Raw genomic sequence first — 25,697 nt, forward strand, 5'->3', positions numbered from 1 at the left:
CCCTTTTCGCTTATCCAAAGAGCGTCTCACCTGACATGGCCGAACGGATGTTCGCGCGGCAATCCGGCCGTGCGGACGGTTTGGCCTGAAAGACCACCGGATACAACCGGTAGGCCAGCAATGACGAGTGAAGGAACTACCATGGCCTCTACGGCATTCCCCTCGCGCGACGATTTCGCCGCGCTTCTCAATGATTCTCTCGGTGGCGAGGACGGCGGCTTCGAAGGCCGCGTCGTAAAGGGCACCGTTACCGGCATCGAAAACGACATGGCGCTGATCGACGTCGGCCTGAAGTCGGAAGGCCGCGTGCCGCTGCGCGAATTCGCTGCGCCAGGCCAGAAGGCTGATCTGAAGGTCGGTGACGAAGTCGAAGTCTATGTCGACCGCGTCGAAAACGCCCATGGCGAAGCCATGCTGTCGCGCGACCGCGCTCGCCGCGAAGCCGCCTGGGACAAGCTGGAATCCGAGTTCACCGAAAATGCTCGCGTCGAAGGCGTCATCTTCGGCCGCGTCAAGGGCGGCTTCACCGTCGATCTCGACGGCGCCGTGGCGTTCCTCCCCGGCAGCCAGGTCGACATCCGCCCCGTGCGCGACGTGACCCCGCTGATGGACATTCCGCAGCCTTTCCAGATCCTCAAGATGGATCGCCGCCGCGGCAACATCGTCGTGTCGCGCCGCGCCATTCTGGAAGAAACCCGCGCCGAACAGCGCAGCGGCCTCATCCAGACGCTGGCCGAAGGTCAGATCATCGAAGGCGTCGTCAAGAACATCACCGACTATGGTGCGTTCGTTGATCTGGGCGGCATCGATGGCCTGCTGCACGTCACCGACCTGTCGTACAAGCGCATCAACCACCCGAACGAGATGATCAACATCGGCGACACCGTCCGCGTTCAGATCATCCGCATCAACCGCGACACCCAGCGCATCAGCCTTGGCATGAAGCAGCTGGAAAGCGATCCGTGGGAAGGCGCCAGCGCCAAGTATCCCGTCGGCGCCAAGCTGTCGGGCCGCGTCACGAACATCACCGAATATGGTGCGTTCGTCGAACTGGAGCCGGGCATCGAAGGTCTGGTCCACGTTTCGGAAATGTCCTGGACCAAGAAGAACGTCCACCCCGGCAAGATCGTTTCGACCAGCCAGGAAGTCGAAGTTCTGGTTCTGGAAGTCGATCCCGAAAAGCGTCGTATCTCGCTCGGCCTCAAGCAGGCCCAGAACAACCCCTGGGACAGCTTTGCCGAACGTCACCCGATCGGTTCGACCGTCGAGGGCGAAGTCAAGAACGCGACCGAATTCGGTCTATTCATCGGCCTGGACGGCGACGTGGACGGCATGGTCCACATGTCGGACATCGCATGGGGCATTTCGGGCGAAGACGCGCTGGCTCTGCACCGCAAGGGCGAGTCGGTTCAGGCCGTTGTTCTCGACATCGACGTCGAGAAGGAGCGCATCAGCCTTGGCATGAAGCAGCTTGAGCGTGGCGGCCCGGCCGCTGGCGGCACCACCGCCGCTGCAGCTGGTCTGAACAAGAACCAGACGATCACCGTCACGGTTCTGGAAGTTCGCGACGGTGGTCTGGAAGTCCAGGCTGGCGACGACGGCGCAACCGGCTTCATCAAGCGCAGCGACCTTGGCCGCGACCGCGACGAACAGCGTTCAGAGCGCTTCCAGATCGGTCAGAAGTTCGACGCACTGGTTACCGGCTTCGATCGGGCCAAGAAGCCGACCTTCTCGATCAAGGCTCTGCAGATTGCAGAAGAGAAGCAGGCAGTCGCTCAATATGGCTCGTCCGACAGCGGCGCGTCGCTGGGCGACATCTTGGGCGAAGCGCTGAAGGCCAAGAACGAAGGCTAATCCCTTCGGATACAACTAAAGTAATAGGCCCGTCGGAACTTCTTCCGGCGGGCTTTTTCTATCCCAAAATGAGAAAACAACTACCGACATTGGATAATTGTCATGTGGGTAGGGACTCACTATGACAAAACTGGGAACCAGAAGGGGGAGCTGGAGGACCAATGATACGCTCGGAATTAATTCAGACTCTGGCAGAGGAAAATCCGGACCTTGGCCTTCAAGAGGTCGAGAGGATTGTAGACCTCTTCTTCAAAGAGATTGTTGACCGCCTGTCGGGTGGCGGCCGGGTAGAATTGCGCGGTTTCGGCGCGTTTACCACTCGTGCGCGGGATGCACGGACTGGACGCAATCCACGCACCGGCGAGCAAGTTCCTGTTTCAGCCAAGCGGGTGCCCTACTTCAAGCCTGGCAAGGAAATGCGCGAACGGCTGAACAGTAAAGCGCAGTGAACGCCAGCGCATCTTGACCTGCGCGTTCGGAAGGGTCAGGGGAGCGCCACGCGGACGTGGCGAAATCGGTAGACGCAGCGGACTTAAAATCCGCCTCCCCCTGGGAATGCGGGTTCAAGTCCCGCCGTCCGCACCAGGGGTATCACGCATAGGCACGTGAATTTGCCGCAAGGCTGGATATTCTGCCGCGCTTACCGCAATGATGGCGCATGGCCGGTGCAATCAATCCACAAAGCTTCAGCGATTCCCTCGTCATTCTGGGTGCCGCCGGGTTGGTGATCCCCGGCTTTGCACGCTTGAGGATCAGCCCCGTCATTGGTTTCATTCTGGTGGGACTAGCCGTCGGCCCATCGGGCCTTGGCGCGCTGGTCGCCGAATATCCGTGGCTTTATCATGTCACCATCTCAAACAGAGGAGCGATTGAACCATTCGCTGAGCTTGGTGTCATATTACTTCTCTTTTCGATCGGACTTGAGCTCAGCTTTCGTCGCCTCTGGACAATGCGCGCCCAAGTGTTTGGTGTCGGCGCTGCCGAACTAATCGGCGGCGCATCGCTGATCGCTTTGGGGCTCTACTTTCTGGGACAGCCAACTGCAGGAGCGGTCGGATTGGGTCTTGCCCTGGCCCTTTCCTCGACGGCCGTGGTGCTCCCTATGGTGGGCACGCAAAGCGCGGTGGGCCGGGCCGCGTTCGCGATGCTATTGTTCGAGGATCTGGCGCTGGTCCCCATAATATTCATGCTCGGCGCGCTCGCGCCGTCAGTAGCCTCTAGTCCTGAGGGTGCCTGGGGCGAACTGGCCAATACGCTGCTAAAAGGCGGCATCACGATCGCGGTGATGCTCGTTCTTGGCCGCATTTTCCTGTCACATATCTTCAGCCAGGCCGCGCGGACCAAAAGCCCTGAAGTTTTTCTTGCAGCCAGTCTGCTGGTGGTCATCGTTTCGAGCATCGCGACTTCGCTCGCAGGCCTTTCGCCAATCGTCGGCGCACTGCTGGCAGGGCTACTCATCGCAGAGACCGAATATCATGGTGAGGTGGAAGTGATGACAGCGCCCTTCAAGGGGCTGGCGCTTGGTGTGTTCCTTATCACTGTGGGCATGAGCCTGGATGTCCGGGTGATCCTGGCGAACTGGCCTAGCCTTGTTCTTGCGGTCGTTGGAGTTGTCCTGGTCAAAACACTGGTCACCGCCGCGCTCCTTTATTTTTCGGGCGCGCGAAAGGGTGTGGCTCTAGAAGTTGGCGTGCTGATGGCAAGTCCTTCTGAAACCACCCTCATCGTGCTTTCGACAGCAGCAGCAGCCAAGCTCATCCTCCCGTCGACCGCCGCCTTTTGGCAGATCGTCACAGCCATCGGCCTGACGATCACGCCACTTCTCGCACGTATCGGTCACGACATTGCGCGCAGGCTGGAAATGGCGTTGGGCGAGGAAGCGCCAGACCTACAGCAGGAAAGCACCGAGGCGGCGGCGGTCGTAATCGGGTTCGGGCGCGTCGGGCGAATGGTGTGCGACCTGCTTCGCCTCCACAACCAGCGTTTCACCGTTGTCGAGTCGGATCCGGACGTAGTGGCGGAGGGGCGTCGTGGCGGCTACCCGATCCTCTTCGGGGACGTAGCCCGCGTGGAAATGCTCGACAAGCTCCGTTTGGGCCATGCGCGAGCGTTGATCCTTACCATGGACGATCCCGTGCTTTCGGTGCGTGTCACGAAACGGGTGCGTGGATGGGTCCCGGATTTGCCGATCATCGCCCGTGCGCGCGATACTGATCATGCGGCACAGCTCTACCAGGCGGGCGCAAGCGATGCGGTTCCCGAGACGCTTGAAAGCTCGCTGCAACTCGCAGAAACCGCGCTCATCGACCTGGGCGTGGCGATGGGGCCGGTTATTGCCTCGATCCATCAAACGCGTGAGGACTTGCGCATGGGCATTAAAGATGCGGCGCAGATGGATACCGCTCCGAAACTGAGGCGTCTCCGCCCTGACGAGGTGCCTAAGGTCCAATAGCTACAGCATTGCCAGGCCCCGTGCCGGACATGCCGGTCCCATCCCAGTTCGGTTCCTTGTCCATCCGTTCCAATACTGTGCTTGCGGTCTCGGCAAGGTTGCCGCCATGGGGGTTATAGGCCACGGGCAGTAAATTGCGTCGCGCCTCCTTGCGGTCACCGATACGCAATTGCTGCATCGCCAGAGTCATACGCAGGGCGAGATCAAAGGGCGCCAGTTCCGACGCGCGCTCCAATCCTTGAAGCGCGAGCGAAGATGGCGTTTTCCCCTGCCGGGCGAAGCTGTCATAATAATAAAAGAGCGGCAGCGGATGGTCATTTTCTATGCGATTGAGTGCAATGAAAGTGGCGCGCGCTTGCTTATAGCCCTCGTCCTGATCCGGGGCATCTGGCGCCATGCGATAAAGGGACAGCCCCTTCTGGACATAGGCGTTGACCTGCTTCGGGTCGTTAGCCAGGGCAGCATCTGCTGCGGCGATCGCTTCCTTGTCGTTCCCAGCGTCGTGTTCGGCCTCCGCCAACGCGGATAGGACCGCTGGATCTTTCGGGAAGCGCGAAGCTATGGCGCGCGCGTCCGTCAGAACGGCCTTGGCCCCTTCATCGTCGACGCCGCGCCTGGAACGGATGATGACCGGCATCATTGCATTTGCTCCCGCACTTACCCCTTGCACGACAACGGGGCCGGTTTTGATCATGCTGGCTGGCAGCTTGAGCATGGCAATGCGGGATTTGAGCAAATAGCGGTCTAACTCATGTTCGAGCTGGCCGAAATCTCCAAACGCTTCGATCGCAGCAGACCGTGGGTCCTTACCCTGGGACATAAGGGTGAGGTAGCGCGAAAGCTGGCCTTTCCTGTCGGAGCTGAAAGTCAGGTAATGATAAAGCAGCCAGCTCTTGCCATAGAACGCATCATACCCCTTGCCTCGGCGCTTTTCATAGGCGGCAGGATCAAGCAGATCGTTCGCGGTCACGTCGATCGCCATATAAAGCTCATAGGCGCGATGCTGCGCGGGCCGCCCGAGTTCAACTCCGCCATCATTGGGAAAAGCGGCTGACGAAAAGAACTCCGCCGCACCTTCCGACATCCAGCGCGGCATCGGGAAGTTGCTCGATCCGATCAGAAAATAATGTGCATATTCATGGAGCAGCGTGATCATCGACGTGTCGATTTGACCGCGCGTCGCTCTGACCCGGGGAACGATAGCGACCGATCCTCCAGCACGAGGTATGTAAAATCCGCCTATATATTGCGAATTGGCCCCATACAGCTTTCGGACCTGGGCTTCACTGCTCACTACATAGATAGTCAGTCGATTGGAGGGGCTAGGACGGAGGTTCGGCGTTCCCGTGACCGCCGCCATGGCCGCATGATAGCTTTCAAGCTGCTGCGAGAAGAGACGAGCGTCGGTTGCCCGAGCTTCGGCATAGACGACGAAATGGTCGCTCGAAGCTTCCAGCCATTCGGCACGCGCTGCAGTGGGCACCAGCAGTAAACAGATAGCAACAAGAAACCGCATGATCCCCCCGATCATTGTCTCTCGCCAGATTAGCGGTGATGACAGCAGAAACAAGGTGGCGATAACGCAGCTTAAGCATCGCCTCCTTGTCGACAGCCTTCGAAACCCGGAATTTTTATGCCGGAACGCTGGCCAAGGCCGCCTTGACCGCATCAATCGCGGCGCCTGCTTTATCTGCTTCCGGTCCACCGCCCTGAGCCATGTCCGGACGACCGCCGCCGCCCTTCCCGCCTAGCGCTTCGACACCCGCACGGACAAGATCGACGGCGCTGATCGTTCCGGTGAGGTCATCCGTCACGCCTACCGCGATGCTGGCGCGGCCGTCCACCAGGGCGAGCACGGCCGACACGCCGCTGCCCAGCGCGGCCTTGTTTTGGTCAACAATCCCGCGCAGCTCCTTGGGATCAAGCCCTTCGATCACTTGGCCGATGAAGTCGATCTGGCCAACCTTTTCAGGTCCGGCTGCCTGAGCGCCGCTGCCCCCGCCGAGGGCCAGGGCCTTCTTCGCTTCAGCCAATTCACGTTCGAGTTTGCGGCTCTGTTCCACCAGAGCGGCGATGCGCGCGGGCACCTCTTCCGGTGTGGTCTTGAGCGCGGCGGCCGATTGGCGCAGGCGATCTTCGCGGTCGGTCAACCAAAGGCGGGCCGCCTCTCCCGTCAGTGCCTCAATGCGGCGAACTCCTGAAGATACCGCGCTTTCGGAGATAATCTTGAAAATCGCGATGTCGCCCGTCGCGCGGACGTGGGTGCCGCCGCACAACTCAACCGAATAGCTGTTCGCGTCGCCCTTACCCATGGAAAGAACGCGGACTTCATCGCCATATTTTTCGCCGAACAGAGCCATAGCGCCCGCCGCGATGGCGTCATCGGGTGTCATGAGGCGCGTCGTGACGCTCTCATTGTGGCGGACCTGTTCGTTCACCAGGCTTTCAATCGAGGCGATCTGACTGTGGGTCAGCGCTTCGGGATGCGAAAAGTCGAAGCGGAGGCGATCGGGCGCCACGAGGCTGCCCTTCTGCGTCACATGCGCGCCCAGGGTGTTTCGGAGCGCGGCATGGAGCAGGTGGGTGGCGCTATGATTCGCCCGGATGCGATCGCGGCGGTCGGTGTCGACGGTGAGATGCACTGTATCGCCTACCTTGATGCTGCCCGTCCCGATTTTTGCCCGATGCGCGTGCAGGCGACCAAGTGGCTTTGCGGTATCTTCTACATCAGCCACAAGACCGGACAGCGACGTGATCGTGCCCGCGTCCCCCATCTGGCCGCCGCTTTCGCCGTAGAATGGCGTCTGATTTGTGATGATCGTGACCGTATCACCGGCCGCTGCGCTGTCGAAGTTCACACCGTCCTTGACGATCGCGAGCACCTCGCCCTCGCCCTCGGTCGAGCTGTAGCCGATGAACTCGGTATTGCCCGCCTTTTCGGCGATATCGAACCAGATTTCGTCCGATGCCTTTTCACCGGAGCCCTTCCATGCAGCGCGGGCGGCGGCCTTCTGCTCGGCCATTGCAGCGTCGAAACCTTCGCGATCAACGCCTAGGCCGCGGGAGCGCAGCGCGTCTTCAGTCAGGTCATAGGGGAAGCCAAAGGTGTCGTAGAGCTTGAACGCGGTTTCGCCCGGCAACGTGCCGCCTTCGGAAAGATCGACTGTCGCTTCGTCGAGCAGCTTGAGGCCCTTTTCCAAGGTCTGGCGGAAACGAGTCTCTTCTCGTAGCAGCGTTTCCTCGATCAACGGCTGGGCGCGGACCAGTTCCTGATAGGCGCCGCCCATTTCAGAGACGAGGCTGCTCACCAAGCGGTGCATCAACGGTTCCTTCGCGCCGATGATATGCGCGTGACGCATGGCGCGGCGCATGATGCGGCGCAGGACGTAGCCACGACCTTCATTGGCGGGCAGGACCCCGTCCGCAATCAGGAAGCTGGTCGAGCGGAGGTGATCCGCGATGACCCGGTGGCTAGCCTTGAACTCGCCATCAATCGCGGTCTTGGTCAGCGCGCCGGATTCCTCGATCAGCGCCTTGAAAGTGTCGGTGTCGTAATTGTCGTGAACGCCTTGCAGCACAGCCGCGACGCGTTCCAGCCCCATGCCGGTGTCGATGCTGGGCTTGGGCAGTTCGCCGACGATCTCGTTCGCTTCCTGCTCATATTGCATGAAGACGAGGTTCCAGATCTCGACGAACCGATCGCCATCCTCTTCCGGCGATCCCGGAGGGCCGCCCCAGATATGATCGCCATGATCATAGAAAATTTCCGAACAGGGACCGCAGGGGCCGCTGTCGCCCATGGCCCAGAAATTATCCTTGGTCGGAATGCGGATGATCTTATGCTCAGGAAGCCCAGCGATCTTCTTCCACAGGTCGAAGGCTTCGTCGTCGGTATGATAGACGGTCGCGGTCAGCTTTTCCGCCGGGATGCCCCATTCCTTGGTCAACAGGGTCCAGGCATGAGTGATCGCCTGTTCCTTGAAATAGTCGCCGAAGCTGAAATTGCCGAGCATTTCAAAGAAGGTATGGTGGCGCGCGGTATAGCCGACATTGTCGAGATCGTTGTGCTTACCGCCTGCACGAACCGACTTCTGGCTGCTGGTCGCGGTCGTGTAGGGCCGCGATTCCAGGCCCGTAAAGACATTCTTGAACGGCACCATGCCCGCGTTGACGAACATCAGCGTCGGGTCGTTATGCGGCACCAGAGGCGCTGAAGGAACGATGGTGTGGCCGTTCGCCCCGAAATAGTCGAGGAAGGAGCGGCGAATGTCGTTGGTCGATGTCATGCGCGCGATTTAGTGGGAAGCGCCCCGGCGCACAAGCGGGGCTTTTCATCGCAGCGGTCAAGCGGGTTCTCTTATCCGACAAGACACGTAAATCGGCCATTTACGGGCGTGTCGGCATTGCCCCTATCCCAAATCAATAATAAGGCCGGGTCATGGACGACAACACCCGCCGCGCAGCCCTGGATTATCACCGCTTTCCGCAGCCGGGGAAGCTACGGATAGAACCTACCAAGCGCATGGTGAACCAGCGCGACCTGGCGCTGGCTTATTCGCCCGGCGTGGCCGCGCCCTGCCTAGACATCGCCGAAGATCCCGACAAGGCGATGGATTATACGGCGCGCGGCAATCTGGTTGCGGTTATCTCCAACGGCACGGCCGTACTGGGGCTGGGTGCCATCGGTGCGCTTGCGTCCAAGCCGGTGATGGAGGGCAAGGCCGTCCTCTTCAAGAAATTCGCCGATATCGATGTGTTCGACATAGAAGTGGACACGACCGACCCGGAAAAGTTCATCGAGGCCGTGGCGCTGCTTGAGCCGACATTCGGCGGCATCAATCTGGAAGATATCAAGGCGCCGGAATGTTTCGCCATCGAGGCGGAGCTCAAGAAGCGGATGAAGATTCCGGTCTTCCATGACGATCAACATGGAACGGCGATCGTTGTGGCCGCTGCCGTGCGCAACGCGCTGGTCTTGCAGGGTAAGACGTTGTCAGAAGCGCGGTTGGTCACATCGGGCGCCGGAGCGGCGGCGTTGGCCTGTGTCGATCTGCTGGTGTCGATGGGCCTTCCGGTCGAGCATGTGACGCTGACCGACAAGGATGGCGTCATCCATTCTGGCCGCGAGGGCATGTTGCCCAACATGGCCCGTTATGCGCGCGACACCAATGCGCGGACTTTGCCCGAAGTGCTGCCGGGGGCTAATATTTTCCTGGGCCTGTCGGCGCCGGGGGTATTGAAGCCGGAGTGGTTGCCCTTGCTGGCGCCCAATCCACTGATCTTTGCCTTGGCGAATCCGGAGCCGGAGATCCGGCCCGAGGTCGCGCGTGAGGCGCGGCCCGATGCGATCGTTGCAACCGGCCGTTCCGACTATCCCAATCAGGTCAATAACGTTCTGTGCTTCCCCTATATGTTCAGGGGCGCGCTGGATGCGCGGGCGACCGAGATTAACGAGGCCATGAAGGCCGCAGCGGCGGAAGCGATCGCCGCGCTCGCCCGCTTGCCTGCGCATGACAGCGTTGCGCAGGCCTATGGCGGGCGGCGGCTGGCGTTTGGGCCGGACTATATCATTCCGACGCCCTTCGACCCGCGCCTGATAGCGGAAATTGCGCCTGCGGTGGCCAAGGCGGCAATGGACAGCGGCGTGGCGAAGCGTTCGCTGGATATCGAAGCCTATCGCCGGTCACTGGCCCAACAGAACACGCGATCAGCGCAGCTGATGCTGCCGGTATTCGAGGCCGCGCGCGGCACCTGCCGCCGCATCGCCTATGGTGAAGGCGAGGATGAGCGCGTGCTGCGCGCGATCCAGGACGGGCTGGACGAGGGGATCGTTCGCCCCGTCATCGTCGCCCGGCGGCGGATATTGAAGGATAAGCTGCCCAGCCTTGGCCTACGGTTCGAGCTGGATCGCGATGTGGAGGTGGTCGATCCGGAAACCGATCACGAACTGCTCGGACAGCTGGTGGATGCCTATCGCGCCATTGCAGCGCGCAAGGGCGTCCCTACAGCCGAGTTGTTGCGTCACGTATACCGGCGCCCGACGGTCACGGCAGCGATGCTGCTGCGCACCGGACGTGTCGATGCGGCGCTGGTCGGCGGCAACAGCGAATATTGGGGTCAGGTGGAACATGTCCTGCGGATCATCGAGCGTCGGCCGGGACATAGTCGCGTCTATGCGCTGTCGGGACTGATCCTGGACGCAGGCGCGCTGTTCATCGCCGATACGCATATGGTCCCCGATCCGACACCCGAGCAGGTGGCCGAGATGGCTATAGCGGGCGCTACCGAGCTTCGGCACTTCGGGCTTTCGCCGCGCGTGGCGCTTCTTTCGCATTCGAACTTCGGAGCGTCGCATAGCCCCAGCGCACGAAAGATGCGAACGGCGTTGCAACTGGTGCGCGCACAGGCGCCCGATTTGCTCGTCGATGGTGAAATGCATGCTGACGCCGCCCTCAGCCAATCGCTGCGGGAACGGTTGGTGCCTGATACACGCTTTGAAGGGCCTGCCAATCTGCTGGTGATGCCGAACCTCGATTCGGCGAATATCACCCTCACCGCGCTGTCCGCCTCATCCAGCTCACCGACTGTGGGACCGATGCTGATGGGGTTGGCGCAACCCATTCATGTGTTGACGCCGGGTGTCACCGCTCGTGGCGTCCTGAACCTGACCGCAATCGCGGCGGCCGAGGTGGATCGGGAAGGCTGAGCTTAACCTTTTACATGCAATAGAACGGGCATGGCGCGACTGATCCGGAATGTAGCGAAAGCGGCGGGGCCGAAGCTGATCATAGGCGGCGTGCTTGGCGCTGCCGGTTTGCTGGTGAGTATGTATATGGATCGCGGGCGCGATCTTGAGGCCTCGCCGCACAAGACCGCCTCACCTGAAAGTGCTCCTGCCAACGCACCGATCGAGCGAAGCCGGTCACAGCCGCTGCCCGTCGATCCGCACGCGCTGGTGGTCAAAAGCGTGCTGCCGATCGAGGGGCCGTTCCGTCATGGCGACTATGTCTGGGATGAGAGCCAGGCTCCTGCGACGGGGCCGGTCATCATCACGGTGGATCTAAAAGCTCAGACGCTGTCAGCATTTCGCGCTGGCCATGAAATTGGCGCGGCAGTGATCCTTTATGGCGCGGATGACAAGCCCAGCCCCTTGGGCGCCTTCCCCATTACGCAGAAGGACGCGGACCATGTGTCCAACCTTTATGATGCGCCGATGCCTTATATGCTGCGACTGACGAATGATGGCGTGGCGATCCATGGCAGCGACGTCAAATGGGGGAATGCAACCCATGGCTGCATCGGGGTGCCGACTGCCTTCGCGCGCAAGCTGTTCGCGGCGGTGAAGCTGGGGGATCTGGTGATCATCACGCAGGGCAAAATGCTGGACACCAGCCAGGTTCGAGACGCGGGCTGAACCGCGTCAATCCTGTTCACAAAGCGGATTGCCATCGCCCCCGGTGGCGCGCAGCGCAGAGCTGGCGTCGCTCGATGCGCGGGGGAAGCTGACGCCTTCAAGTGAGCCCCGGCCTTCGCAAAGATCAGCGCACTTCAGGTCGAGAACACCGGGGAAGGCGATCTGATCGCCATCATATTGGGCGACGATGATGCAACCCCCGGCGCGATTGAAGCTGAGTATCAGCTTCTCTCCGGCTCGCTTTGCCGAGCCCCGCCCCCGACAGCGCTGATCCTCGCCGAAAATGGCCTCGACGCCGAAGCGGAAGTCGCCGGATCGACCGGGGATGATGCACAGGCTGTCACTGCCCGCCTCATGATGACGCTGGAAAAGTCCGACGGGAGTCGATCTGGAGGTGTCCGCAATGACGCCGCTTTCAATCGCCGCACGTTCCAGCCCTGCCGCCGAAGCCGTATTGCCTGTCGAGGTTGCAGAGCGCCCGCCGTCCCCCTGGCACGCAACCAGCAGCGGCAGGAAGGCTAGGCTATTCCACCGTATCGACAGCAGTCAGTCCTTCCGGGCCTACGTGGCGAAAGAAGCAGGAACGCGCGCCTGTGTGACAGGCGGGGCCTGCCGGAACCGCCTTCACCCAAACCGCGTCCTGGTCGCAATCGATCCGGATGTCGCGTACCTCCAGCATGTGGCCCGACGTCTCGCCCTTTTTCCAGAGCGATTGGCGGCTGCGCGACCAGAAATGCGCCAATCCGGTTTCCACGGTCAGGGCCAGCGCTTCCGCATTCATATGGGCGACCATAAGCACATCGCCGCCGCCAGCGTCGGTCACGACCGCTGTGATCAGTCCGTCACGATCATATTTGGGATTGAGGGTCAGGCCCTTGTCACGCGCATCGTCCATAGTCGCGCTATAGTCCGGTGGAGGGCTCATGCGAAGCCCATCGCGTCAGAAAAAGGAGGAAAATGGGGCGATCGAGGGGATCCGAACCCCCGACCTCTGGTACCACAAACCAGCGCTCTAACCAACTGAGCTACGATCGCCACAGGGCCGTGCGGCCCAAGAGAGATGCGGCACATATGCGGCGATTGGTTAGTCGTCAAGCTGGCAAATGCGTGCGCACGATGGAAAAAGAAACGGGGCGCCGACCGACTGGTCCGCGCCCCTCTTTCCTCTGTTCAGTACATGGTCGCAACGAGGCTTTCTCACCTTCGGCGACGCTACTCTCCTAAACCAATCAGGCCGCGATGCCCAACATCTTGGTTTCTGGATAAGGCGCCCTGGAAGGCGCCATCCTGCTTGTTAGTTGACCGAGTCCTTCAGACCCTTGCCCGCCTTGAACTTGGGCTGGGCCGACGCTTTGATCGTCATAGTTTCGCCAGTACGCGGATTGCGGCCGGTGGACGCCTTGCGCTGCGAAACGGAAAAGGTGCCGAAGCCCACGAGTCGGACTTCGTCGCCCTTCTTAAGTGCAGACGAGATGGAATCGAATACGCCTTCGACCGCCTTGCTGGCGTCGCTTTTGCTAAGGCCGCTGCTTTCGGCAACAGCACTGATCAAATCCTGCTTGTTCATACCTTGGGAACCCCCTTCTAATTGTGTGAATAGCTAAGGAATCGCGGCGTCGGCGGCGCAATAAGGCCCAGCTTTGATCGGCTGTCAAAGGGAAAGCGACAAAGCCACCACCTCCAATGAGATTTTCAACCATAGGCCTAAATCTTACTGAAAGTGGCGGCTAATTACCGTTGTGCCTGCAATCAGTGGCGAAGCGTCGCGTCCCCATCCCGCCCTGTAGCCGGACTCGGCTGGGCGGCCAGGTCATCTTCTTCTGTCCAGGCGATCGCTTCAGGCACTGAAATCAACGCGCGGGCAAGCACTTCATCCACATGGGAAACGGGAACGATTTCCAGCCCTTCCCTAATATTTGCCGGAATTTCCGCCAAATCCTTTTCATTCTCCGCCGGGATCAGCACCGTTTTGATGCCGCCTCGCAAGGCTGCGAGGAGCTTTTCCTTGAGGCCGCCGATCGGAAGCACCCGGCCACGCAGCGTCACCTCGCCCGTCATGGCGACATCCTTGTGAACAGGGATGCCGGTCAATGTCGAGACGATGCTCGTCACCATGCCGATGCCTGCGGACGGTCCATCCTTTGGCACCGCACCTTCGGGAAGGTGGATGTGGATGTCCTTGCGGGTGAAGATGCTGGGCTTGATACCGTAGCCGGGCGAACGCGCCTTCACATAGGAGAAGGCCGCCTGCACGGACTCGTTCATCACCTCGCCAAGCTTGCCGGTGGTCCGGATGGCGCCCTTTCCAGGGACGGTGACCGCTTCGATGGTCAGCAGCTCGCCGCCAACTTCGGTCCAGGCGAGGCCAGTAACGGCGCCGATCTGGTTCTCCTCCTCACCGACGCCGTGGCGGAACTTCCGCACCCCGGCATATTCGGCAAGATTTTCCGGCGTGATCGTGACCTTCTCGAAAACGCCTTCTAGGATTTTGCGGAGCGCCTTGCGGGCAATCCGTGCCACTTCACGTTCAAGCGTGCGGACGCCAGCCTCACGCGTATAGTAGCGGATAAGATCACGGATCGCGGCTTCGGTGACTTCCACCTCGCCTTCCTTGAGGCCGTGAGCGTCGATCTGCTTCTGCAGCAAGTGGCGCTGCGCAATCTCGACCTTCTCATCCTCGGTATAGCCTTCCAGCCGGATGATCTCCATGCGGTCCAGCAGCGGCTGCGGTAGGTTCAGCGAGTTGGCGGTCGTGACGAACATCACGTCCGACAAATCGACATCGATCTCCAGATAGTGATCCTGGAACTTGCTGTTCTGTTCCGGATCCAGCACCTCCAGCAGCGCCGAAGCCGGATCGCCCCGGAAATCCTGGCCCAGCTTGTCGATCTCATCCAACAGGAAGAGCGGGTTCATCGTTCCCGCTTTCTTGAGGTTGGTCACGATCTTGCCCGGCAGAGACCCGATATAGGTACGGCGATGGCCACGGATTTCGGCTTCGTCGCGCACACCGCCAAGCGACTGGCGCACGAATTCGCGACCCGTCGCCTTGGCGATTGATCGGCCGAGCGAGGTCTTGCCAACGCCCGGAGGGCCGACGAGGCAGAGGATCGGCCCCTTCAGCTTGTTGGTCCGGGCCTGCACGGCGAGATATTCGATGATCCGGTCCTTGACCTTCTCCAGCGCGAAATGATCCTCATCCAGGATCGCCTGCGCGCGTTTGAGGTCGGTCTTGACCTTGCCCTTCTTGCCCCAGGGCAGGCCTAGCAGCACGTCGAGATAATTACGCACGACCGTGGCTTCGGCGGACATGGGTTGCATGCCCTTGAGCTTCTTGAACTCGGCCGTCGCCTTCGCCCGCGCTTCCTTGCTGAGCTTTGTCTTGGCGATCTTCTCGGCCAGTTCGGCGAGTTCGTCGCCTTCTTCGCCCTCGCCATTACCCAACTCGCGCTGGATCGCCTTGAGCTGCTCGTTCAGATAATATTCGCGCTGGGTCTTTTCCATCTGCCGCTTCACGCGGCCGCGAATCTTCTTTTCGACCTGGAGGACGCCAAGCTCGCCTTCCATGAAGGCGAAGACCATCTCCAGACGCTTTACGGGATCAGCCTCCACCAGCAGCGACTGCTTGTCGGCGACCTTCACGTTGATGTTGGCGGCAACGGCGTCGGCGAGACGGCCTGCATCGTCGATCTCACGAAGCTGAACCGGCGTTTCGGCGGGCAGCTTCTTGTTGAGCTTCGCGTAGTTTTCAAATTGCTCGGCGACGGAGCGCATCAGCGCCTCGGCCTCAGGCCCCTCGGCCGCGACCTCATCGACCGGATCGACTTCGGCGATCAGATGGTTGTCGGCCGAACTGATCGACTGCAGTTGCGCGCGATGCTTTCCTTCGACCAACACGCGGACGGTGCCGTCCGGCAGCTTCAACAGCTGCAGCACGATGGCAACGACCCCAGTGTCGTACAGCGAGTCACGGTTCGGATCATCCTCGGCAGGATCAAGCTGCGACACGAGGAAGATTTCCTTATTTCCTTCCATCGCCGACTCAAGGGCAGAGACGCTCTTGTCGCGGCCGACGAAAAGCGGGACGATCATCTGCGGGAAAACCACGATGTCGCGCAACGGAAGGAGGGGATATTGCGTAGTCATTCAATCTCCGGCGGGCCGCACGATTATTTGCTCTGCCATGCGGTTCATGGCTTTATGGGGACAGTCGGGGCCTCATTCAATTGGTGCCGTCCTTTTGAACGGACTGTTATCCGAGTGCCGATCAGAAAGGCAGCTTGAACCCCGGCGGAAGCGGGAGGCCGCTCGTCATCTTCGACATTTCGGCAGAACTTACCTCGTCCGCTTTTTTGCGAGCGTCGTTGAAAGCCGCGGCTACCAGGTCCTCAAGCATCTGCTTTTCGCTAGGAGCGAGCAGGCTATCGTCGATCGACACGCCGACGATACGCCCCTTGGCCGAAGCGCGGACCTTTACCAGACCGCCGCCTGCGGCTCCCTCAACCTCGATCTTGTCGAGATTGTCCTGCGCGCGTTGCAGTTCTTCCTGCACGCGGCTGGCCATGCCCAATATTTCGTTCAAATCCTTCATCGCTCTGCGCTCCATGCTTCGGTCCGATCAAGATCGGCTTCGGGGAAGGCTGCAAGCACGGCCTTCACCACCGGGGTATCGAATATTTCGGCGCGCTCTTGCGCCTGACTTGCCTGTTGCTGCTCCAGCAATGACGGAACGGCACTGCCTTCACTGCGCCTTATTTGCCACGAGGAACCCGTCGCCTTTTGCAATTCCACTGCGAGCGTACGGCAGAAATCGCCGTCGGCCCACTCCTGCGTTAGTTGTAATTCCAATTCAGGTGGATCGAACCGGACGACGCGCACGCAATCATGAAGGAAGTCAGCGAGCCGGCCCTTCTTTTGTTCCCAAAGCAAATCGACGAGGGCCTTCGCATCCCTGGGCAGTGATGCGGCAGGAGCAGCGGCGGATGAAGCAGGAGCCGAAGCTGTCTGCGCAGCCGGAACGGAGCCTTCCCGCAGCAGACGCGCGATCTCGCCGGGGTCGGGCATGGTCGCGGCGTGCATGACGCGTAGCAGGGCCATCTCGCAGGATTCGATGGGGAACGCGGCGCCCGCAACCTCGTCATGGCCCTTTAGGAGCAGTTGCCAGAGCCGATGAAGCGGCGCGAAACCGATTTGCGAGGCCCAGGTTGAGAGCGCCTCCCGTTCCTCCGCAGACTGGCCGGGGTTGGCGATATCCCGCCCCGCCTTCGCCAGCGTCACGGCATGCACCAGTTCAAGCAGGCCACGGACCAGCGACAGGGGCTCCACACCGAGCGCATACTGCTCGCGCACCGCAGTCAGCAGCGCGGCGGTATCGCCCTCCAACAGCAGGCCGAGCAGGCGGCGAACGGCGCCACGATCCGAAAGGCCGAGCATATCGCGGACCTGAGCGGCTGTGACGAGCGGGGCGCCCTCCCCCATCTCCGCATGGGCAATCGCCTGGTCGAGGATGGAAAGGCCGTCGCGGGCGGAGCCTTCGGCTGCCTGGGCGATCAGCGCGAGGGCATCGTCTTCGGCGGCAACCTGTTCCGCCTCGACCACATGGGCAAAGTGGGCCGCGAGCAGTTCAGCGGGAATACGGCGCAGGTCGAAGCGCTGGCAACGGGACAGGACGGTAACGGGGACCTTGTTCACTTCGGTCGTGGCGAACAGGAATTTCACATGCGCTGGCGGCTCTTCGAGCGTCTTGAGAAGCGCGTTGAACGCGTTCTTCGACAGCATATGGACTTCATCGATGATGTAGATCTTGTAGCGCGCGGAGACTGCGGCATAGCGCACCGCCTCGATAATCTCGCGCACGTCATCGACGCCAGTGTGGCTGGCGGCGTCCATTTCGACCACGTCGATGTGGCGGCCCTCGGCAATTGCCTGGCAGGGTTCGCACACGCCGCAGGGATCGATGGTGGGTCCGCCCTGCCCGTCCGGCCCTACGCAGTTCAATGCCTTGGCGATCAGGCGCGCGGTCGATGTTTTCCCGACGCCTCGCACCCCGGTCATCAGGAACGCGTGGGCCAGCCTACCGCGACGGATCGCGTTACCCAGCGTCTGGACCATGGCATCCTGCCCGATCAGTTCGCGAAAGCTGCGCGGCCGGTATTTGCGCGCAAGCACGCGATAGGGCTGAGATGAATCGGACATGGTAACAATCTAGCGGCTTGAGGAGCGGCTGTCGAAGCCGGAAAGCCGAATAAAGGTGGGAGCCGGAACGACCCGCGGCGAAATCGTTGTGGCTGCTTCCGTCAGGACCTGACCAGGTTGGCGACGACCACGTCCGCCCGACTCCCGGCGCGGCATATGGCGAAAGGCTGTGGCGATGGCAAGGGCCGGGTTATTCAAGTCCGGTTCGCTGCGCCTTTGCGACGAAATCAAGTGCGGCGCGAGCCGCTTCGGCGATGGCGGCCTCGGCCGCCTTGGCATCGGTGGTCGGCCGATCGAGATAGACGGCCAGCACATATTCCTCGCCCGACGGCGCCTTCACCAATGCCACGTCATTATAGGCGGTGCCGCAGCTGCCGGTCTTGCTGCCTGAAATCCACCCTTTTGGCAGGCCAGCCTTGATGCGTTTATCGCCCGTTGTGCTGGCGTTGAGCCAGGTTCGGAGACGCTCGGCGCTTTCGGGCTTCATGTCGCGGAAGAGCAGACGCGCGATGAGGCCCGCCATGGCGGCGGGGCTGGTGGTGTCGCGAGGATCGCCCTCCACATTTTCGTTGAGCGAGGGCTCTGTCCGGTCGAGGCGCGTCACCGTGTCGCCATGCGCGCGAGCGAAGGCGGTCAGGCCTTCGGGGCCGCCGATCATCGGCAGCAGCAGGTTTGCGGCACTGTTGTCGCTGACCTCCACTGCCGCCTCGGCCAGTTCGGCCAGGGACAGGCGGCCGCGCTTACGGTTCGCCTTAACCACGGGTGCATAGTCGAGAATGTCAGCGTCAGTGAACGCCACCTGTCCTTCCAGCCCGAACCGCCCTGCATCGGCGCCCATGAGCACGGCTGCGGCCAGAGGCGCCTTGAAGGTCGAGCACATGGCGAAGCGTTCGTCCCGGTTGAAGCCAAGCAGTAACGCGCCTTTGTTATCGACCAGAGCCACGCCGAGGCGGCCGCCGGTCTCCTTCTCGATCTCGCGCGGGTTGCGCACGGACTTCATAGCCGATTCGCTGACCATGTAACGCGGCGCAGGCGGCAAGAGGGATTGGCGCGCCCCTTCCTGTTGCGCCATGACTGGGCCAGAAAGCGACACCATCACCCCCGCCACGACACCGATACGAAGGCGCATGCGCTACATGCCCTGCATATTATAGGATTCGCCGGGGATGCGGACGGTGAGGCCGTCGAGCTTATCCTCCAATATGATTTGGCAGGACAGACGGCTGGTCCGCGTGGCTGCTGCGGCTAGGTCCAGCATATCCTCTTCCGCCTCGCTGGCTAGCGGCAGTTTGGAAAAATCTTCAGCTTCAACAATCACATGGCAGGTGGAACAGGCCATCTGTCCCTCGCACGTTCCCTCCAGCGGCTGGCCTGCCGCCTGAGCTACCTCCAGAAGCACCGAGCCTGCGACGGCATCGACCTCCTGACGATTTTCGCCATCCGCACTGACGAACGTGACCCTGATCATGATTGCGACTCCCTTGGCTACGGCGCCGCTTGTACGGCTGCCGCGTCGTTCATTATCTTTGCGGCGCTCTCCAATTCGGCCAGTGTCGTGTACCGGCCAAAGCCGATCCGCACCGATCCACGCGCCTCCCGGTCCGACAATCCGATGGCACGCAACACATGGCTTGGCCGCCCGGAGCCGCTCGCGCAAGCACTTCCCAGCGAAAATGCGACTTCACGGCATTCCGACAACAGCCGGGCGCCATCGATCCCGTCTCGGCGAATATTGAGATTGCCGTGATAGCGCACGTCCACGCTGCCGTTGAGGGTCCATGTGTCGAACAGCTCGCGCGCCTGTTGCCATAGCGCCTCTACATGGGCGTGGTCCTGCTCCGCCCTTTCCCGCATCAACCGAGCGGCGACGCCGAAACCGGCGCACAAGGCAGGCGATAGCGTGCCTGATCGCAGGCCCGCCTCTTGCCCGCCACCGTACATGACGGGTTCCAACTTCACCTCGTCCCGTATCCAGAGGGCACCCACGCCCTTTGGACCATGGATCTTGTGCGCGCTTATGGCGATCATGTCGCAGCTATCGGGGATCGGGGCACGGCCATAGCCTTGCACCGCATCGCAGAGGAACAGCGCCCCTGCGCGGTGAGCAAGGTCGGCGATCTTGTCCACCGGCTGAACGACGCCGATCTCATTGTTCACCAGCATCGCAGCAACGAGCCTCACGCCGGGTTTGATCGCGGCTTCCGCTGCGTCCAGATCGACAAGGCCGTCGCTGCCGACTGGCAGGATCGTGACACTGCGTCCCTTGGCTCCGAGCGCGGACACCGTGTCAAGAACGGCGGCATGCTCGGTCGCCAGCGTCACTATGTCGCCGACGGGCGCCCCGAGAATGGCGAGGTTCAGCGCTTCGGTCGCGCCCGATGTGAAAATCAGCCGCCCTCCCTCGGGCAACAGCCTGATGATTTCTTCGCGTGCCAGCTCGACTTGCGCCGCAGCGGCTCTCCCCAAGCGGTGGGCGCTGTGGGGGTTGGCGAACTGGTCGCGCAGAAGTGGGACCATGACGTCAAAGGCCTCTGGAGCGAGCGGCGTCGTGGCCTGATAGTCCAGATAGATGGTCATGGCCGCCTGCTCGCCATCCTTGTCCATTGGTCGAGGAAGCGGTCAATGTCGGCATCACTGGTCGATGGACCGAAGCTGACCCGTATGACTTCACCGGCCGCAGCCTCGTCCCAACCCATGGCGTGCAGGACGTGGCTGGTTTTGAGCGACCCGGATGAGCAAGCGCTGCCCGCCGAAACAGAAATTCCGGCCAGGTCGAACTGAATGAGTTGGGCGCGGGCTGAAACGCCGGGCAGGCGGTAGCTGGCAATCGCAGGGCTACGAGGCGCGGCGCGTGCAACGATTTCGCCCCCCCTTTCCTCGATGGCTTGGTCCAGTCGCTCCCGGAGTCGCGCAGCTTCCGGCAACCAGCCAGGGCGATCTTCCAGGGCAGCAGCCATGGCAAGAACGCCGGGGAGGTTTTCAGTGCCGGGCCGATAACCCTGTTCCTGACCACCACTGGGTAGCAGGAGCGCCAAATCCCGGACGAGAAGCGCGCCCACTCCGGGCGGCCCTCCAAATTTATGGGCACTGATCGCGATTATGTCCGCGTCAGGCAGGGGAAGCTTGCCTGCGCTCTGAGCGCAGTCGGCAAAGAGGACCAATCCTTGACGGTCCAATGCTTCGAGCTGCTGAATGACGCCGGTTTCATTATTCACATGCTGGATGGCGAGGAGCGTACCGGGACCAAATGTAGTTGAAGCAAGCACCACTGCGCCTTCTGCGGTGACTTTCAGCCGTTCGGCCTCAGGCGCCACGCGGAGAACCGAATCATGTTCTACCGGAGACGTTAAAATATGGGCGGCCTTTGCTCGCGTCAGGCCAATGACGATCGCCTCGCTCGCGCCCGATGTGAACAGAACATGCCCCTTCCATCCCAAGGCAGCAGCGATCCGCGATCGGGCATCCTCCAGGGCAGCACGGGCCGCCCGTCCCTCCGCATGCGGGCTGGATGGATTTGCCCACAGGTCCATGGCCTCCCGCATGGCCGCTTTCGCCTGCGGCAGCATGGGGGTTGTCGCAGCGTGGTCCAGATAAAGGCGATCAAGGGCCACGAGGCGATGTTACTCATTGATTGCGAAAATGGCGGTGGCTTCTATATAGGCGGTCTGCCGCGCAACGCCAGCACTGGCTTTCGCGCGCCCGCATCCAACCGCCGGCCTCCTTTATCCGGGTGGCGGCCAGAACCATAACAGGTGCCATGCCCGACGTTATTTTCCCCGGACCCGAAGGCCGCCTCGAAGGCCGTTTCAGCCCTCCGCCCCGTCCCCGCGCACCGGTCGCGATGATCTTGCATCCCCATCCGCAGGGTGGCGGCACGATGAACGACCGCATCACGCAGGCTCTCTACAAGACTTTCGTGAAGCGCGGCTTTGCCGTGTTGCGTTTCAACTTCCGGGGCGTTGGCCGCAGCCAGGGTACTTTCGACAATGGCATCGGCGAACTGTCCGATGCCGCCGCGGCGTTGGACTGGGTTCAGAGCTTCCACCCCGAGGCTCAAACCACCTGGATCGCGGGATTCTCGTTCGGCGCATGGATCGGCATGCAACTGCTGATGCGCCGTCCAGAAATACGCGGCTTCATCTCGGTCGCGCCACCCGCGAACATGTATGACTTCTCCTTCCTCGCCCCCTGCCCTGCCTCCGGTATCATCGTGCAGGGAACGGCGGATGAGGTCGTGACTGCCAACGCGGTGCAGAAGCTGGTCGATAAGCTGCGCACGCAGAAGGGCATCACCATCCATCATGACGAAATCCGTGGCGCGAACCACTTTTTCGAACATGAGCTGGATCAGCTGATGAAGTCGGTCGACAATTATCTCGACATGCGCCTGTCGCCTGACTCGCCGATCCGCTGAGACATTCCATAGGTTGCTGAAGAAGGGCCGCTCGCAACGCGGCCCTTCTTTGTTTCCGGCCAAATCAGCTATCAAGAAAATATATCTTGGCCTGCGCGGTCGCCGCGACTAGCGGCGGCGGGCCATGAGTGACGAGAAGAACAACGACGTTCGCCTGATATGGAGCCGCTATTACAGCGCCTTCATACCTGCGCCGCCCGGGCCGGGATTTTTCGACCGTTTGAAAGCGGCGAGCGGCGCGATAGGCGGCATCGCGATCACGGGATTGCTTTGCGGCCTGATGCTGGGGAACGGCATAGCGCATCCGTTGCTGGTTGCCCCGATGGGCGCTTCGGCGGTGCTGTTGTTCGCTGTGCCAGCAAGCCCGCTTGCACAGCCATGGTCCGTTTTCGGCGGCAATGTCGTGTCGGCGCTAGTCGGGATTACCGTCGCGCGACTAATCCCTGATCCTACGATAGCTGCTGCTCTGGCGGTAGGTTGCGCCATTGGGGGCATGTCCCTGCTGCGCTGCCTCCACCCGCCGGGCGGCGCAGTCGCACTTTCGGTCGTGTTGGGCGCGGCCAATGGTGCGCCGAGCTATATGTTCGCTTTTATCCCGGTAGGGCTGAACACCGCGCTGCTGGTGACGGTAGCGATTATCTTTCACCGGATCGCCGGGCACAGCTATCCCCATGTCGCGCCCAAAGCTCCGAGCGCACATGGGACGAATGATCCGGCGCCCTTGCTGCGAACGCCACCTTCCGAGCAAGATGTCGAAGAAGCATTGCAGGCCTATGGCGATGTTCTGGACGTCAACGCCGCCGACTTGCAGGTCGTGCTGCATGATGCGGAGGTTCGCGCGGCCGAGCGCAGCCATGCCACGCTGACGTGCGGCGAGATCATGTCACGCGACATACTGGCCATTCGTGAAAGCCAGTCCGTGGCCGAGGCCGCCGAACTGCTGCGCACCCGGCGTCTATTGTCGTTGCCGGTGCTGGATGAGGCTGGTCGGGTTCGAGGTCTGGTCGGTCCACTCGACCTTTCGCGGGCGGGTGAGACGGCCCGCGACATTGCGTCGGAGCCGCTGCTCGTGTCGGAACATACGCCAGTCTCGGAGTTGCTCCGGCCACTGACGAGTGGACTGACGCATGAAGCCATCGTCGTGGATGGCGAGGGACAGCTGCGTGGGATGGTGACGCAAACCGATCTGCTGGCGGCGATGGCCCTGCGCGCCTGATCAGTGGTTCTGGCGTTCCAGCATCGGTACATCGGGGCCGGGGATAGCGGAAATCGCGACATTGGCGAACATGACTAGTCCGGCTATGATCATCAGGACGCCACGCTTGCGATCGCCCTTCTTCACGATCGCGTAGATGCCGCCGCCCGTGAGAAACAGTCCCGCGAGCATGAGAATGGATAATATTGTCGATGCCATGAAGCAGGCCATAAGCGGCCAGCTGGACTGTGGCAATTGGGCGCCTCTGCCCCTAAGAGGCGCGGGATACGAATCACCCTTTGTGTGACAGGACAATTTCGCCGTGAAAATCGCCCTAGCTTCCGATCATGCCGCCGTTGATCCGAAGGCGGAACTTGCCGAATGGTTGCGCACCGAAGGGCACGAGGTCGATGACCTTGGCCCCGCGACGGCCGACCGCGTGGATTATCCCGATTTCGGGTACAAGCTCGCCAGCGCGATCGCCTCTGGCGCGGCGGAGCGCGGCATTGCGCTGTGCGGCTCTGGAATCGGCATTTCCATCGCGGTGAACCGCAATCCGGCCTGTCGCTGTGCTTTGGTTTCCGAGCCGCTTTCCGCAGCGCTGTCGCGTGAGCATAATGACGCCAACGTGCTGGCCCTGGGCGCGCGCCTGATCGGCGTGGATATGGCCAAAGCCTGCATCGCCGCTTTTCTTTCCACCGAATTCGGCGGTGGCCGCCATAGTGGCCGTGTCGAAAAACTCTCCCAGCCCGCGCTTTAAGGAGCCAGCCCTATGAGCACCGCCACCCTCGCCCAGCCCGACCTCTCCGATATCCGCGCCGAAGGCTATTTCACGCGCAACCTGGCCGATGCAGATCCGGCGGTCTTCGCTGGCATCACCAAGGAACTGAAGCGCGAGCAGAACCAGATTGAGCTGATCGCCTCGGAAAATATCGTCTCGAAGGCGGTGCTGGAAGCTCAGGGCAGCGTCTTCACCAACAAATATGCAGAGGGCTATCCGGGCAAGCGCTACTATCAGGGCTGCGCGCCTTCGGATGAGGTCGAGCAGCTGGCGATCGACCGGGCCAAGCAGATATTCAACTGTGGTTTCGTCAATGTGCAGCCCCATTCGGGCGCGCAGGCGAATGGCGCGGTGATGCTGGCGCTGACCAAGCCGGGCGACACCATCATGGGCCTGTCGCTCGACGCTGGCGGCCACCTGACGCATGGTGCAAAGCCCGCGCTGTCGGGCAAATGGTATAACGCCGTGCAGTATGGCGTACGCGAGGATACGCACGTCATCGACTATGACGCCCTCGAAGCCCAGGCGATCGAAGCCAAGCCAACGCTCATCATCGCGGGCGGATCGGCTTATCCCCGTCACCTCGACTTCGCCCGGTTCCGCGCGATCGCGGACAAGGTGGGCGCGTTGCTGATGGTTGATATGGCGCACTTCGCTGGCCTCGTCGCCGGTGGCGCGCACCCGACGCCGTTCGGTTTTGCCGATGTCGTCACCACGACCACGCACAAGACCCTTCGCGGCCCGCGCGGCGGCATGATCCTGACCAATGACGAAGCCATTGCGAAAAAGATCAATTCGGCAGTGTTCCCCGGCCTTCAGGGTGGCCCGCTGATGCACGTTATCGCGGCCAAGGCGGTCGCTTTCGGCGAAGCGCTGCGGCCCGAGTTCAGGATCTATGCGCAGGCGATCGTCACTAATGCCAAGGCGCTGGCGGGCAAGCTGGAGCAGCGCGGCCTTGCCGTCGTTTCGGGCGGCACGGACACGCATCTGGCGCTGATCGATCTGCGTCCCTACGGCATTTCGGGCAAGGATGCCGACGAGGCGCTGGAGCGCAGCTTCATCACCTGCAACAAAAATGGCGTGCCGGGTGACCCCCTGCCCCCGACCAAGACCAGCGGCATCCGCGTGGGTTCGCCCGCCGGTACGACGCGCGGTTTCGGCGTCGCCGAGTTCGAAGCGATCGGCGACATGATCGCGGACGTCCTGGAAGGTCTACGGGACCATGGCGAGCATGGCGACGCCGCGGTCGAAGCCAACGTCCGGGAACGAGTCTCAGCACTCTGCGCTCGCTTCCCGATCTACGAAGGCTGATAGCTTCCTTCTGTCAGGGGTGGTCGAGGCGCGGCGGCTGTGCCATCTCGTGTCTCGACTCATCCGAACGAACGGAGCTTA

At 61.6% G+C, this 25,697-nt stretch carries 22 protein-coding genes, 2 tRNA genes and 1 other RNA gene; 11 read left to right on the plus strand and 14 right to left on the minus strand.

Features of this window, described 5'->3' with window-relative positions; genetic code table 11:
- The first annotated feature begins 141 nt into the window (after positions 1-141).
- The 4 genes from rpsA (at position 142) to ACZ5TB_RS04830 (ending at position 4,306) form a co-directional block, all read left to right on the plus strand.
- Entirely contained in the window at positions 142-1,854 is a 1,713-nt protein-coding gene (rpsA, locus tag ACZ5TB_RS04815; protein WP_464779601.1) for a 30S ribosomal protein S1, read from the plus strand.
- Between the two features lie 161 nt (positions 1,855-2,015).
- On the plus strand, positions 2,016-2,303 hold the full coding sequence (locus tag ACZ5TB_RS04820; RefSeq protein ID WP_196226199.1) for an integration host factor subunit beta: 288 nt from the start codon (positions 2,016-2,018) through the stop codon (positions 2,301-2,303).
- Between the two features lie 50 nt (positions 2,304-2,353).
- Positions 2,354-2,439: transfer RNA gene (locus ACZ5TB_RS04825), tRNA-Leu, on the plus strand.
- Positions 2,440-2,512: 73 nt separating this feature from the next.
- Positions 2,513-4,306, plus strand: a complete 1,794-nt coding sequence (locus tag ACZ5TB_RS04830) for a cation:proton antiporter domain-containing protein (protein ID WP_464779602.1) — start codon at positions 2,513-2,515, stop codon at positions 4,304-4,306.
- On the opposite strand, the gene ACZ5TB_RS04835 is transcribed toward ACZ5TB_RS04830, so the two are convergent.
- Together ACZ5TB_RS04835 and alaS are read right to left on the minus strand one after the other, a co-directional pair.
- Positions 4,293-5,789: a hypothetical protein gene (locus tag ACZ5TB_RS04835; protein ID WP_464792206.1), complete on the minus strand. Its 1,497-nt coding sequence runs from the start codon at positions 5,787-5,789 to the stop codon at positions 4,293-4,295. The genes ACZ5TB_RS04830 and ACZ5TB_RS04835 overlap by 14 nt on opposite strands.
- A 148-nt stretch (positions 5,790-5,937) precedes the next feature.
- Positions 5,938-8,592, minus strand: a complete 2,655-nt coding sequence (alaS, locus tag ACZ5TB_RS04840; RefSeq protein ID WP_464792207.1) for an alanine--tRNA ligase — start codon at positions 8,590-8,592, stop codon at positions 5,938-5,940.
- A gap of 152 nt (positions 8,593-8,744) precedes the next feature.
- Here alaS and ACZ5TB_RS04845 point away from each other — a divergent pair, with 152 nt between their 5' ends.
- The 3 genes from ACZ5TB_RS04845 (at position 8,745) to ACZ5TB_RS04855 (ending at position 12,242) form a co-directional block, all read left to right on the plus strand.
- Positions 8,745-11,012 carry an NADP-dependent malic enzyme gene (locus tag ACZ5TB_RS04845; RefSeq protein WP_464792208.1) on the plus strand — a complete coding sequence of 756 codons (2,268 nt, stop codon included), beginning with the start codon at positions 8,745-8,747 and terminating at the stop codon, positions 11,010-11,012.
- Between the two features lie 30 nt (positions 11,013-11,042).
- On the plus strand, positions 11,043-11,720 hold the full coding sequence (locus ACZ5TB_RS04850; RefSeq protein WP_464792209.1) for a L,D-transpeptidase family protein: 678 nt from the start codon (positions 11,043-11,045) through the stop codon (positions 11,718-11,720).
- Between the two features lie 177 nt (positions 11,721-11,897).
- Positions 11,898-12,242, plus strand: a complete 345-nt coding sequence (locus tag ACZ5TB_RS04855) for a hypothetical protein (RefSeq protein WP_464792210.1) — start codon at positions 11,898-11,900, stop codon at positions 12,240-12,242.
- Position 12,243: 1 nt separating this feature from the next.
- Here the strand turns inward: ACZ5TB_RS04855 and hisI are convergent, their stop codons facing one another.
- The 11 genes from hisI to ACZ5TB_RS04910 all read right to left on the minus strand — a co-directional run bounded on the left by hisI (position 12,244) and on the right by ACZ5TB_RS04910 (position 21,526).
- Positions 12,244-12,615 (minus strand): phosphoribosyl-AMP cyclohydrolase, encoded by a 372-nt coding sequence (hisI, locus tag ACZ5TB_RS04860; RefSeq protein WP_464792488.1) that lies wholly within the window; start codon positions 12,613-12,615, stop codon positions 12,244-12,246.
- Positions 12,616-12,678: 63 nt separating this feature from the next.
- Positions 12,679-12,755 (minus strand) — tRNA-His (locus ACZ5TB_RS04865).
- Between the two features lie 259 nt (positions 12,756-13,014).
- Positions 13,015-13,287 (minus strand): HU family DNA-binding protein, encoded by a 273-nt coding sequence (locus tag ACZ5TB_RS04870; protein WP_196226204.1) that lies wholly within the window; start codon positions 13,285-13,287, stop codon positions 13,015-13,017.
- A 182-nt stretch (positions 13,288-13,469) separates the two neighbouring features.
- Complete coding sequence (gene lon, locus ACZ5TB_RS04875) at positions 13,470-15,866, minus strand: endopeptidase La (RefSeq protein ID WP_464792211.1); 2,397 nt, start codon at positions 15,864-15,866, stop codon at positions 13,470-13,472.
- Positions 15,867-15,987: 121 nt separating this feature from the next.
- A complete protein-coding gene (locus ACZ5TB_RS04880; protein WP_196226206.1) occupies positions 15,988-16,311 on the minus strand; it encodes a YbaB/EbfC family nucleoid-associated protein in 324 nt (107 codons plus the stop codon).
- A complete protein-coding gene (locus ACZ5TB_RS04885; RefSeq protein ID WP_464792212.1) occupies positions 16,308-17,915 on the minus strand; it encodes a DNA polymerase III subunit gamma/tau in 1,608 nt (535 codons plus the stop codon). Before ACZ5TB_RS04885 ends, ACZ5TB_RS04880 begins: the two co-directional genes overlap by 4 nt.
- A gap of 51 nt (positions 17,916-17,966) precedes the next feature.
- Positions 17,967-18,064, minus strand: an RNA gene (ffs, locus tag ACZ5TB_RS04890) — signal recognition particle sRNA small type.
- A 41-nt stretch (positions 18,065-18,105) separates the two neighbouring features.
- Positions 18,106-19,011 carry an SGM family class A beta-lactamase gene (blaSGM, locus tag ACZ5TB_RS04895; protein WP_464792489.1) on the minus strand — a complete coding sequence of 302 codons (906 nt, stop codon included), beginning with the start codon at positions 19,009-19,011 and terminating at the stop codon, positions 18,106-18,108.
- Positions 19,012-19,047: 36 nt separating this feature from the next.
- A complete protein-coding gene (locus tag ACZ5TB_RS04900; RefSeq protein WP_464792213.1) occupies positions 19,048-19,383 on the minus strand; it encodes a 2Fe-2S iron-sulfur cluster-binding protein in 336 nt (111 codons plus the stop codon).
- A 17-nt stretch (positions 19,384-19,400) separates the two neighbouring features.
- Entirely contained in the window at positions 19,401-20,492 is a 1,092-nt protein-coding gene (locus ACZ5TB_RS04905; RefSeq protein WP_464792490.1) for a cysteine desulfurase family protein, read from the minus strand.
- Entirely contained in the window at positions 20,489-21,526 is a 1,038-nt protein-coding gene (locus ACZ5TB_RS04910; RefSeq protein WP_464792214.1) for a cysteine desulfurase family protein, read from the minus strand. The genes ACZ5TB_RS04905 and ACZ5TB_RS04910 overlap by 4 nt, the downstream gene beginning before the upstream one ends.
- 146 nt (positions 21,527-21,672) lie before the next feature.
- Here ACZ5TB_RS04910 and ACZ5TB_RS04915 point away from each other — a divergent pair, with 146 nt between their 5' ends.
- A complete protein-coding gene (locus ACZ5TB_RS04915) occupies positions 21,673-22,329 on the plus strand; it encodes an alpha/beta hydrolase (protein ID WP_196226211.1) in 657 nt (218 codons plus the stop codon).
- 124 nt (positions 22,330-22,453) lie between these two features.
- Positions 22,454-23,545, plus strand: coding sequence for an HPP family protein (locus ACZ5TB_RS04920; protein WP_464792215.1), 1,092 nt, complete (start codon positions 22,454-22,456; stop codon positions 23,543-23,545).
- On the opposite strand, the gene ACZ5TB_RS04925 is transcribed toward ACZ5TB_RS04920, so the two are convergent.
- Positions 23,546-23,743, minus strand: a complete 198-nt coding sequence (locus ACZ5TB_RS04925; RefSeq protein WP_196226212.1) for a hypothetical protein — start codon at positions 23,741-23,743, stop codon at positions 23,546-23,548.
- A 103-nt stretch (positions 23,744-23,846) separates the two neighbouring features.
- Here ACZ5TB_RS04925 and rpiB point away from each other — a divergent pair, with 103 nt between their 5' ends.
- Positions 23,847-24,284 carry a ribose 5-phosphate isomerase B gene (rpiB, locus tag ACZ5TB_RS04930; RefSeq protein WP_464792216.1) on the plus strand — a complete coding sequence of 146 codons (438 nt, stop codon included), beginning with the start codon at positions 23,847-23,849 and terminating at the stop codon, positions 24,282-24,284.
- 12 nt (positions 24,285-24,296) lie between these two features.
- Entirely contained in the window at positions 24,297-25,616 is a 1,320-nt protein-coding gene (glyA, locus tag ACZ5TB_RS04935) for a serine hydroxymethyltransferase (protein ID WP_464792217.1), read from the plus strand.
- Positions 25,617-25,697: the final 81 nt, after the last annotated feature.

The organism is Sphingobium sp. TomTYG74, from assembly GCF_055393875.1.